We start from the raw sequence: 10,517 nt of genomic DNA, 5'->3' as shown, positions 1-10,517 counted from the left end.
ATCAAGACAGATTCGGGGTTTGCTCTTGGCAGCTGGTTGGCTGCCCGGAATTGATGGTTTTTCAGCTTGCTCGATACGAGGCTGATAGCCTATAATAAATACATCATCAAGATCATGTCTTGATGAGGTTCATGCGGGATTAGCTCAGTTGGTAGAGCGATACCTTGCCAAGGTATAGGTCGAGAGTTCGAGTCTCTTATCCCGCTCCAGTTTTGAAAACGCCCCGATGATTCGGGGCGTTTTTGTTTGTGCGTCAAGATCCTGCCTGTCATGCATCTTATGCCGGTCTCCACCCCTGATTCCCTTGTCTCCAGGCCTTGGCTCGAGGCCGACGTGGCCATCGTTGGTGGCGGCCCTGCAGGGCTGATGGCGGCTGAACAGCTGTCCGCGGCAGGCCATGCGGTTCACCTTTTCGATGCGATGCCGACGCTGGGACGCAAGTTCCTGTTGGCGGGCATTGGCGGCCTCAACCTGACTCATGCCGAGCCCTTCGACGGTTTTGTCAGCCGCTATGGCAAGCGGGCGCCTGAGTGCCGTTCCTGGCTCGAGCGCTTGCGACCGCAGGATATTTGTGACTGGGCCAGTGGCTTGGGCATCGAGACCTTTGTCGGCTCCTCGCAGCGGGTTTTTCCGACCGACATGAAGGCCGCACCGCTGTTGCGTGCCTGGCTGCAGCGCCTGCGCCATCCCGCTGCCGGTGTTGCCGTCACCTTCCACATGCGTCGGCGCTGGACCGGTGCCTGTCAGCGCAGCGGCGAGCAGTGGCAGCTGGCGTTTGAATCGGCAGAAGGCCTGCAATGGGTGCAGGCCAGGGCCGTGGTGTTTGCGCTCGGGGGCGGCAGCTGGGCCCGACTCGGCTCGGACGGCCGGTGGACGGCTTCGCTGCAGGCGCTGGGCGCCTCGGTGCTGCCCCTGCAGCCGGCCAACTGCGGCTTCGAGGTGGCGGTCAATGGTCGTCCGGGCTGGAGCGACTATTTCTCGCAACGCCATGCCGGTCAGCCATTGAAGAATGTGGTCTTGCGCTGCAGTGACAGCCTGGGGCAGGAATTCAGTCGCAAGGGCGAGTTCGTCCTCTCTGCCTGCGGCATCGAGGGCAGCCTGGTCTATGCCGCCTCTGCACTGCTGCGCGACGAGATCGCACGCCATGGCAGCGCCAGCTTGCTGCTCGACCTGCGGCCCGATCTGGAGCTGGAGAAGATCCAGGCCCTGCTGGCTCGTCCGCGCGGGGGCAAGAGCCTGGCCAACTGCCTGCGTGCCTGGCTTGGTCTGTCAGCGGCGGCAATTGCCCTGCTGAATGAATTGCTGGATCGCAAGCAGCTTCAGGATCCGGTCAGACTGGCCACCGCGATCAAGTCGCTACCGCTGACCCTGGTTGCTGCGCGCCCGCTCGACGAGGCGATCAGCAGCGCCGGTGGGGTGGCGCTCGAGTCCTTGAGTCCGCAGCTGATGCTCGACAGCAGTCCCGGTCTGTTCTGTGCCGGCGAGATGCTGGACTGGGAGGCTCCCACCGGAGGCTATCTGTTGACGGCCTGCCTGGCGAGCGGCAAGGTGGCCGCCGAGGGGGTACAGGACTATCTGCGGCAGGCGAGCGGTCGCGCTGCCGTAGCGCAGGACCGGTAAGGCCGGGCTGGCGGCGCGCGGCAATCCAAGGCCTGGCCAGCACCAGGCTGGGCGCCGCCGCTGGTCGTCAGCGTCTCGCTGGCCTGCTTACTGACGTTGCTTGCGACCGCAGCCCATGGCGAGCAGCGCCCGAAGCTGGCACCGGAGCGGCCCCCAATGCCCGTGCCGCTTCACTTGCCCCAGCTGTCCTTGAGGCCGACGGCACGGTTGAATACCGGCTGGCCCTTGACGTGGTCCTGGCGGTCGGCGACAAAGTAACCGTGACGCTCGAACTGGAACTTCTGGTCGGGTTCGGCATGGGCCAGCGAGGGCTCGACATAGCCGGTCACGACCTTGAGGCTGTCCGGGTTCAGGCTGCCGAGGAAATCCTTGCCACCGGCATCGGGATGGGCATCGCTGAACAGGCGGTCGTAGAGGCGGATCTCGGCCGCCACGCCATCGGCCACGCCGACCCAGGTGATGGCGGCCTTGACCTTGACGCTGTCAGCGCCCGGCGTGCCGCTCTTGGTATCGGGCACCAGCAGCGCATGCACCTCGGTGACCTGGCCCGCGGCGTCGCGCTCGCAGCCGGTGCATTCGATCACGTAGCCGCCCTTCAGGCGCACCTTGTTGCCCGGGAACAGGCGCTTGTAGCCCTTGGGCGGGACTTCCTCGAAGTCCTCGCGCTCGATCCAGACTTCCTTGCCGATCGTGAACTCGCGCGCTGCCGGCTCGGGCTGGCCTTCGGGCACATGGGGCAGGGCGGGCAGGCTGCAGGGCTCCAGATGGCCGGCACCCATGACTTCGTCCCAGTTCGTCAGCACCAGCTTGACCGGGTCGAGCACGGCCATGCCACGGTGCGCCTGGGATTCGAGGTCCTCGCGCAGGCAGCCCTCGAGCGTGGAGTAGTCGATCCAGCTGTCGCTCTTGGTCACGCCGATGCGCTCGGCGAACAGCTGCAATGCCGTCGGCGTGTAGCCGCGGCGGCGCAGGCCGACGATGGTGGGCATGCGCGGGTCGTCCCAGCCGCTGACCTTGCCTTCGTTGACCAGCTGGGCCAGCTTGCGCTTGCTGGTGATGACATAGGTGAGGTTCAGGCGCGCGAATTCGTACTGGTGCGGTGCCGGCGCGGCCAGCAGGCCGGCCTCGATCAGGCGTTCCAGCAGCCAGTCGTAGAAGGGGCGCTGGTCCTCGAACTCGAGCGTGCAGATGCTGTGCGTGATCTGCTCGAGCGCGTCCTCGATCGGATGCGCGAAGGTGTACATCGGGTAGATGCACCACTGGTCGCCGGTGTTGTGGTGGGTGGCGCGGCGGATGCGGTAGATCGCCGGGTCACGCAGGTTGATGTTGGGCGAGTCCATGGCTATCTTGGCGCGCAGCACGGCGGCGCCATCCGCCAGCTTGCCATCACGCATCTCGCGGAAGCGGGCCAGGTTCTCGGCCGGGGTGCGGCTGCGGTAGGGGCTGTCGATGCCGGGCCTGGAGAAGTCGCCGCGGTTGGTGCGCATCTCTTCCGGGCTTTGCTCGTCGACATAGGCGTGGCCGCGTTCGATCAGGGCCTCGGCGGCGCGGTACATGAAGTCGAAGTAGTCGCTGGCCTGGTAGGGCGCCGCGCTGCCGGGGGCCTGGCCGATCTGGGCCCAGTCGAAGCCCAGCCACTTGACGGCATCGATGATGCTATCGACGTATTCGGTGTCTTCCTTCTCGGGATTGGTGTCGTCGAAGCGCAGGTGGCAGACGCCGTCGTAGTCGCGCGCCAGGCCGAAGTTCAGGCAGATGCTCTTGGCGTGACCGATGTGCAGGTAGCCATTGGGTTCGGGCGGAAAACGCGTGCGGATCTTGGCCGGGTCGTGCGACGCGCTGGCGTGATGGGCGGCATCGCCGGGGCTGCCGGCCCAGCGCCGGCTGGCGTAGGTGCCCTTGGCCAGGTCATGCTCGATGATCTGGCGCAGGAAGTTGCTGGGCTTGGTCGTGCCTTCTTCGGGCGCTGCGGGGGTGTGGGGCGCGGAACTCATGTCTTGGATTTTAGAGGCGACAGGTTTACCATTGCAGGTTTTTCTGATTAATAGTGCCTGCTGCCCGCCACGGGTGGTCGGTCAGGAGTTGCGCAGATGTCGGTCGCAGGAGTTGCAAGCATGGGTCGGATGGCCCTGGTCGATGCCCTCAAGGCGCTGGGTTCGCAGTTCATCGTGCTGCATCATCTGGCTTTCTACGGCCCCATGACGGACTGGACCAAGGTCCTGCTGCCCGAGCTGGTCGACTGGCTGAGCCGGGACGCCCGCATGGCGGTACAGGTTTTTCTGGTCGTGGGCGGCTTCCTGGCGGCGCGCAGCCTGGCGCCGCGCGGGGTGCTGCTGACGCCGCAGCCGCTGATGCTGCTGCGCAAGCGCTACCTGCGCACGGCCGCCCCTTATCTGGTGGCCTTGCTGCTGAGCTTGTTGTGTACCGAATTCGCGCGTTACTGGATGGCGCACGATTCCTTGCCGGAGCGGGCCGAGCTTGGCCAGTTTCTCGCCCATGCGCTGCTGCTGCACAGCCTGCTCGGCGTCGATTCGATTTCGGCCGGCGTCTGGTATGTCGCGATCGACTTCCAGCTGTTTGCCCTGCTGCTGGGCCTGCTCTGGCTGGCGCGTGCGCTGGGCGGGCGACTGGCCCTGAGCGCCACGCTGCTGCTGCTGGGGGTGATCCTGTCGCTCTACGGCTTCAATCTCGATCCGGACTGGGACATCTGGGCCATCTATTTTCTCGGCTCCTACGGGCTGGGGGCGCTGACTTACTGGGCGACCCAGCCGCGCCATGGTCTCAAGGGCCTGGGCTGGCTACTGCTGTTCACGCTGCTGGTGCTGGGTGCGCTGGCGGTGGAATTCCGTGAACGGATCGCCCTGGCGCTGATGGTGGCGCTCCTGCTGGGGGCCGCCCAGCAGGGACAGTGGCTGCAGCGCTGGCCGCAGGGCCGGGTCTGGGCCTATTTCGGCCAGATCTCGTATTCGGTCTTCCTGCTCAATTTCCCGGTGGCCCTGGTGGTCAATGCGCTCTTCACCCGTTTTGCCCCGGCCGAGCCCTGGGTGCAGACCGTTGGCGTGCTGTTGGCCTGGGCGGCTTGCAATCTGGCGGGAGCGGCCTTCTATCACCTGGTGGAGCAGCCCCTGGGCCGCTGGGGCAGCACGGCACGTTTACCCGTGGATACATCTGTCACAAGTCGAAGCGGCTTGTGAGCGGGCTTTGACGCTTTAATTCCTCTCAGGCGCGTCGGAACGCGCACAAGGAGTGGAACATGAAGCAAGTTGAGACGGGCGCACAGACGGGACGCCAGCGATCCGGATTCTTCGGCCTGGTGCTGGGGGCTTGGGCCTGGCATGGGGAACCGCCGGCGCACAGGCCGGCGAGGTGTACTGGTCGCTCGGGATGCAGAGCCCCGGCGTCGTGATCGGGGCCAGCAATGCGGCGCCGGTCTATGTCGCACCGGCTCCGGTGGTCGTCTATCCAGCGCCGCGGGTCATGGCACCACCGGTCTATGGCTCGGCCTGGGCGCCGCCCGGGCATTACAAGCGCCGGCATCACAAGCACCATTGGAAGCATGACCATGAGCGCTGGGAGGACGGCGGGCGCCATGGTCATGGTCGCTACTGAGCCGCAGCGCTCAGGCGCAAGCGGCTGAAACGGGCGGTTCACGGTGCGGGTTTACACTGGTAGGCTTTAACCAATCTACCAGTCTGATGGATACCTTACTGCTACTGAAAGCCGCCCTGATGGGCATTGTCGAGGGCCTGACCGAGTTCCTGCCGATCTCATCGACTGGCCATCTGATCCTGGCCGGCACCTTGCTCGACATGCATGACGACAAGGGCAAGGTGTTCGATATCGCGATCCAGACTGGCGCCATCTTTGCCGTGATCCTGGTCTATTGGCAGCGCCTGCGCGATACCGTGGTGCAGCTGCCCTCCCAGCCCCAGGCCCAACGCTTTGCGGCCAATGTGGCGATTGCCTTCTTCCCGGCCGTCCTGCTCGGCCTGCTGTTCGGCAAGGCGATCAAGGCCAACCTGTTCACGCCCACGGTGGTGGCGTCGACCTTCATCATCGGCGGACTGATCATCCTGTGGGCCGAGCGCCGCCAGGCGCGCAGCGAGACGGCACCGCGCATCCTGTCGGTGGACCAGATGAGCGGCCTCGATGCGCTCAAGGTTGGTCTGGTGCAGTGCCTGGCGCTGGTGCCGGGCACCAGCCGCAGCGGCGCCACCATCATTGGCGGCATGTTCCTGGGCCTGTCGCGCCAGGTCGCGACCGAGTTCTCCTTCTACCTGGCGATTCCGACCCTGATCGGCGCCGGTGCCTACAGCCTGTACAAGGAGCGCGCGCTGCTGAGCCTGGCCGATCTGCCCCAGTTCGGCGTCGGGCTGCTGTTTGCCTTCATCAGCGCCTGGCTCTGCATCCGCTGGCTGTTGCGCTTCGTCGCCAGCCACAGCTTCACCGGCTTTGCCTGGTACCGGATCGCCTTCGGCCTGCTGATCCTGCTGACGGCCCAGCAGGGCTGGGTGGTCTGGGCCGAATAAGGCTGGCCCAGACGCCTTGGCTCGGTCAGGCCGGGCGGCTTGCCCGGTCTGCTGCCCTGCTCAGATCAGGCGCTCGCCGGCATTGGCGATCTTCCTGAGCGGCTGGTTGCGCCGGCTCGGATGCAGCAGCGGCACTTCGGTCGCGTGGCCGTCCCAGGCCGGGTGCTCGATCGCATCGAAGACCTCGCGCAGCTTCTCGCCCCAGGTCGTGCGCACCATGCGGAAATAGGGGTTGTTCTCGTCGATGCAGACGATCTTGTCGCTCTCGAAGCGGTCGACCTCGTACACCGCCAGGTCCAGCGGCAGGCCGACCGAGAGGTTGGACTTGAGCGTCGAATCCATCGAGACCAGTGCGCATTTGGCCGCCTCGTCGAGCGGGGTGGTCGGCGTGATCACGCGGTCGAGCACCGGCTTGCCATACTTGGATTCGCCGATCTGGAAGAAGGGGGTCTCGGGCGTGGCCTCGATGAAGTTGCCGGCCGAGTAGACCTGGAACAGGCGCATGCCTTCGCCAGCGATCTGGCCGCCGAAGATCATGCTGACGTTGAAGTCGACGCCGGCCCGGCGCAGCGCCTCGCCGTCGCGCAGCTGCACATGGCGCACCGCCTGGCCCAGCACGCGGGCGGCGTCGAACATGCTCTTGGCGTTCCAGATCGTGATCGGCTCGTCGCTGTCGGGGTCCTTGAGATGCTCGGACTGCAGGATCTCGCGGATCGACTGCGAGATGCTGAGGTTGCCGGCCGACAGCAGGCACATGAAGCGGTTGCCCGGCTTCTCGTAGACGATCATCTTGCGGAAGGTGCTGATCTGGTCCAGACCGGCGTTGGTGCGGGAGTCGGACAGGAAGACCAGTCCGGCGTTGAGTTTGACGGCGACGCAGTAAGTCATGCTTGGGTTTGGAGTTTCTTGAGCAAATAGAGTTGTTCGAGCGCCTCGCGCGGGCTCAGGACATCGGGATCGACGGCGGCGAGCGCGAGCTCGACCCGGCTCGGCTCGGGCGTGTCGGCGGCGGGCGGTGGGGCGAACAGGTCGACCTGGGCCGTGGCGCTGGCGCTGTGGGCCTCGAGCGCCTCGAGCGCGTGGCGCGCCTGTTGCACCACTGCCGCGGGCACCCCAGCCAGCCTGGCGACCTGCACGCCGTAGCTGCGGCTGGCCGGTCCGGGCTCGATCTGGTGCAGGAAGACGATGTCGCGTCCCTGGCTCTCGGCCGCGCTGACATGCACGTTGAGGGCATGGCGGTGCGAGGCCGGGAACTCGGTCAGCTCGAAGTAATGGGTCGCGAACAGGGTGAAGGCCTTGACTTTGTCGTGCAGATGGGAGGCGATGGCCGAGGCCAGCGCGAGGCCGTCGAAGGTCGAAGTGCCGCGCCCGATCTCGTCCATCAGCACCAGGCTGTGTGGCGTTGCCGCGTGCAAGATCTGTGCCGCCTCGGTCATCTCGAGCATGAAGGTCGACTGGGCATTGGCCAGGTCGTCGGCCGCGCCGATGCGGGTGTGGATGGCGTCGAGCGGTCCGAGCCGGCAGCTTTGCGCCGGCACATAGCTGCCCATGCTCGCGAGCAGGGCGATCACCGCGACCTGGCGCATATAGGTCGATTTGCCGCCCATGTTGGGGCCGGTGATGATCTGCAGCCTCGCCTTGGCGCCCAGCACCGTGTCGTTCGGAATGAAGTTGCCGGAACCGGTTTCGGCCATCCGGGCCTCGACCACCGGGTGGCGGCCAGCCCGGATCTCGATGCAGGGCTCGAGCGCGAACTGCGGCTCGCACCAGTTCAGCGTCAGCGACCGTTCGGCCAGCGCACACAGCGCATCGAGGCTGGCGAGTGCGCGCGCCAGGCTGCCAAGCGCCTGCACATGGGCTTGCAGCTGGTCGAGCAGGCCTTCGTAGAGCCATTTCTCGCGCGCCAGCGCGCGTTCCTGCGCGCTGAGCGCCTTGTCCTCGAAGGCCTTCAGCTCGGGCGTGATGAAGCGCTCGGCGTTCTTGAGCGTCTGGCGCCGGCGGTAGTCGTCGGGCACGCGGTCGAGGCCGCTGGTGGTGACCTCGATGTAGAAGCCATGTACTTTGTTGTACTGCACGCGCAGGTTGCTGATGCCGGTGCGCTCGCGCTCGCGCGCCTCCAGCGCCAGCAGGAAGTCGTCGCAGTTGTCCTGGATTGCGCGCAACTCGTCCAGATCGGCATCGAAGCCATGGTTGATCACGCCACCGTCGCGCACCAGGGCAGCCGGCTCGGGCAGCAGGGCGGCCTGCAGCAGGGCCGCGCAGCCCGCCGGCGGTTCGAGCTCGCGGGCGAGTTCGCCCAGCAGCGTGGCCGGCTGGACCGCGACTGCTTGCAGCCCTTGCTGCAGGGCGGCCGACAGGGCAGCGGCGCGCTCGAGCGTCTGGACCAGGCCGACGAGCTCGCGCGGGCGCGCCTGACGCAGCGCGATACGCGCGCTGATGCGCTCGACGTCCGACGCGCCCTTGAGCGCCAGCCGCAGCGGCTCGTGCAGGCCGGCGCGCAGGATACCGATGGCCTGCAGCCGTTGGCGCGCCGGTGCCCGGTCGCGCGGCGGCTCGAGCAGCCAGCGCTTGAGCTGGCGGCTGCCCATGCCGGTCTGGCAGCTGTCGAGCAGCGAGAACAGGGTTGGCGCGGACTCGCCGCGCAGGGTCTGGGTCAGCTCGAGGTTGCGCCGGGTCGTCGCCGGCAGCTCGATCAGCTCCTGCGGCCGCGCCACCCGCAGCTGGCACAGATTGGCCAGCGCCCGGCCCTGGGTGTGCTCGGCATAGTCGAGCAGGGCGGAGGCGGCGGCATGGGCCTGCGGCAGGTCTTGCGCGCCCCAGGCTGCCAGGCCGGCCACTTGCAGCTGGGCACAGAGCTTGCGCTCGCCCAAGGCCGGATCGAAGGCCCAGGCCGGGCGCAGCGCCAGGCTCAGGCGCGCGCCAGCCCCTGTCTGGGCCAGTGCCGGCCATTGGCGCTGCAGCTCCTGCAGCGACTGCTCGAAGGCGGGCGTGACGTCCGCGCTGTGCAGCAGCTCGCTCGGGGCAATGCGCACGATCCAGGCGCGCAATTCGTCGGCCGGACATTGCGCCAGCTGCAAGACGCCCTGGGTCACGCTGAGCCAGGCCAGGCCGCAGGTCGCGCGCGGGCCCGCATGCACCGCGAGCAGCACCGATTCGCTCTTGTCGCTCAGCAGCTCGCTGTCGGTCAGGGTGCCGGGCGTGACCACGCGCACCACCTTGCGCTCGACCGGACCCTTGGAGCTGGCCGGGTCGCCGACCTGCTCGCAGATCGCGACCGATTCGCCAAGCTTGATCAGGCGCGCCAGGTAGGTCTCGAGCGAGTGGAAGGGGATGCCCGCCATCACGACCGGTTCGCCGGCCGACTGGCCGCGCCGGGTCAGCGTGATCTCGAGCAGGCGCGCAGCCTTCTCGGCGTCGTCCCAGAACAGCTCGTAGAAGTCGCCCATGCGGTAGAACAGCAGGGTGCTCGGGTGGTCTGCCTTCAGGCGCAGGTATTGCGCCATCATGGGAGTGTGCTGTTCGAGGTCGGGGTTGATCCGGGGCAAGGCTTTTTCGGTGGACATCGATGACTGGGCGTGAGGCTGGGCGGTGCGTGGTCGGGCGCTGGCAGGCATGGCCGCATCCTGGCGACAGGCCGGGCGCGGCGCCTTGGCATGGGCTGGATTGTCGCAGGCCTTGAGCATCTGGCAGGGCAGGCGCTTGCGCTGCGCCTGCCGGCCAAGTCTGGAGCCGAAGCGGCGGCGGGCCGGTGCTATTGACCATCCTGGCTTGCAAGCGGTAAAAAGGCCTGCGCTGGTCCTGGACCGGAAGAGAGGGAGGAGGCCATGGCTGCATATGACTCCAAGCGAAGCCCGGGGGCGGTCGCCCGGTTGCTGCCCTGCCTGCTCGACCGCCTGACGGACGAGGCGCCAGGCTGCCAGCTCGAGGCTGCAGAATCCGGCCCGTCGGGCCAGTCCCGCCTGCGCGCGGCGGTGCTGAGGGATCTCGACTGGCTCATGAATGCGACCCGGCCTGGCGCTGGCGAATCGCTCGAGGCCTGGCCCGAGGCCAGGCGTTCGGTGCTCAACTACGGCTTGCCCGCGTTGGGTGGCCAGACCCGGTCCACGCTCGATCTGCAGGGGCTCGAGCGCGCGATCCGCGAGGCCATCCTGCGCTTCGAGCCGCGCCTGCTGCCCGACACGCTCGAAGTCGAGGCCGAGGCTCCGTGGCTGCCGCCAGGGCCGGAGGGGCAGTACCGGATCAGTCTGCGCATCAGTGGCCAGATCCGGGCCCAGCCCATGCCGCTCGAGCTGCTGTTGCGCACCGAATGGGATCTCGAGACCGGCCAGGTCTTGCTCTCCGAGCTCAAGGCCTAGGGCCTGTTAACGC

The 10,517-nt window shown here is 67.0% G+C and carries 8 protein-coding genes and 1 tRNA gene; 6 read left to right on the top strand and 3 right to left on the bottom strand.

The window, feature by feature from the left end; all coding sequences use genetic code 11:
- The first annotated feature begins 133 nt into the window (after positions 1-133).
- Positions 134-209, top strand: a tRNA-Gly gene (locus C6P64_RS17015).
- Between the two features lie 70 nt (positions 210-279).
- Complete coding sequence (locus tag C6P64_RS17010) at positions 280-1,620, top strand: TIGR03862 family flavoprotein (protein WP_105749725.1); 1,341 nt, start codon at positions 280-282, stop codon at positions 1,618-1,620.
- A 170-nt stretch (positions 1,621-1,790) separates the two neighbouring features.
- On the opposite strand, the gene C6P64_RS17005 is transcribed toward C6P64_RS17010, so the two are convergent.
- Positions 1,791-3,614, bottom strand: coding sequence for a glutamine--tRNA ligase/YqeY domain fusion protein (locus tag C6P64_RS17005; RefSeq protein ID WP_105749724.1), 1,824 nt, complete (start codon positions 3,612-3,614; stop codon positions 1,791-1,793).
- A gap of 120 nt (positions 3,615-3,734) precedes the next feature.
- Here C6P64_RS17005 and C6P64_RS17000 point away from each other — a divergent pair, with 120 nt between their 5' ends.
- The 3 genes from C6P64_RS17000 (at position 3,735) to C6P64_RS16990 (ending at position 6,149) form a co-directional block, all read left to right on the top strand.
- Positions 3,735-4,814 carry an acyltransferase family protein gene (locus C6P64_RS17000; RefSeq protein WP_211296877.1) on the top strand — a complete coding sequence of 360 codons (1,080 nt, stop codon included), beginning with the start codon at positions 3,735-3,737 and terminating at the stop codon, positions 4,812-4,814.
- Positions 4,815-4,944: 130 nt separating this feature from the next.
- Positions 4,945-5,229: a hypothetical protein gene (locus tag C6P64_RS16995; protein WP_245911775.1), complete on the top strand. Its 285-nt coding sequence runs from the start codon at positions 4,945-4,947 to the stop codon at positions 5,227-5,229.
- Between the two features lie 86 nt (positions 5,230-5,315).
- Positions 5,316-6,149, top strand: a complete 834-nt coding sequence (locus C6P64_RS16990) for an undecaprenyl-diphosphate phosphatase (protein ID WP_105749721.1) — start codon at positions 5,316-5,318, stop codon at positions 6,147-6,149.
- Between the two features lie 60 nt (positions 6,150-6,209).
- Here C6P64_RS16990 and C6P64_RS16985 read toward each other — a convergent pair whose 3' ends face one another.
- Both C6P64_RS16985 and mutS read right to left on the bottom strand, forming a co-directional pair.
- Positions 6,210-7,037, bottom strand: a complete 828-nt coding sequence (locus tag C6P64_RS16985) for a proteasome-type protease (RefSeq protein WP_105749720.1) — start codon at positions 7,035-7,037, stop codon at positions 6,210-6,212.
- Positions 7,034-9,712 carry a DNA mismatch repair protein MutS gene (mutS, locus tag C6P64_RS16980; protein ID WP_245911774.1) on the bottom strand — a complete coding sequence of 893 codons (2,679 nt, stop codon included), beginning with the start codon at positions 9,710-9,712 and terminating at the stop codon, positions 7,034-7,036. The genes C6P64_RS16985 and mutS overlap by 4 nt, the downstream gene beginning before the upstream one ends.
- Before the next feature lie 261 nt (positions 9,713-9,973).
- Between mutS and tssE the strand changes: the two genes are divergently transcribed.
- Complete coding sequence (tssE, locus tag C6P64_RS16975) at positions 9,974-10,504, top strand: type VI secretion system baseplate subunit TssE (RefSeq protein ID WP_105749719.1); 531 nt, start codon at positions 9,974-9,976, stop codon at positions 10,502-10,504.
- The last annotated feature ends 13 nt before the right edge of the window (positions 10,505-10,517 follow it).

Source organism: Malikia granosa, from assembly GCF_002980595.1.
GTDB classification, from domain to species: domain Bacteria; phylum Pseudomonadota; class Gammaproteobacteria; order Burkholderiales; family Burkholderiaceae_C; genus Malikia; species Malikia granosa.
The sequence above is the reverse complement of the archived record's forward strand: the minus strand, read 5'-3'. Positions and strand labels throughout refer to the sequence as shown.

Bases quoted from the DNA above. Each gene is read 5' to 3' on its own strand.
- C6P64_RS17005 (WP_105749724.1), bottom strand. From the start codon at position 3,614: ATGAGTTCCGCGCCCCACACCCCCGCAGCGCCCGAAGAAGGCACGACC.
- mutS (WP_245911774.1), bottom strand. From the start codon at position 9,712: ATGTCCACCGAAAAAGCCTTGCCCCGGATCAACCCCGACCTCGAACAG.
- tssE (WP_105749719.1), top strand. From the start codon at position 9,974: ATGGCTGCATATGACTCCAAGCGAAGCCCGGGGGCGGTCGCCCGGTTG.
- C6P64_RS16985 (WP_105749720.1), bottom strand. From the start codon at position 7,037: ATGACTTACTGCGTCGCCGTCAAACTCAACGCCGGACTGGTCTTCCTG.
- C6P64_RS17000 (WP_211296877.1), top strand. From the start codon at position 3,735: ATGGGTCGGATGGCCCTGGTCGATGCCCTCAAGGCGCTGGGTTCGCAG.
- C6P64_RS16990 (WP_105749721.1), top strand. From the start codon at position 5,316: ATGGATACCTTACTGCTACTGAAAGCCGCCCTGATGGGCATTGTCGAG.
- C6P64_RS17010 (WP_105749725.1), top strand. From the start codon at position 280: ATGCCGGTCTCCACCCCTGATTCCCTTGTCTCCAGGCCTTGGCTCGAG.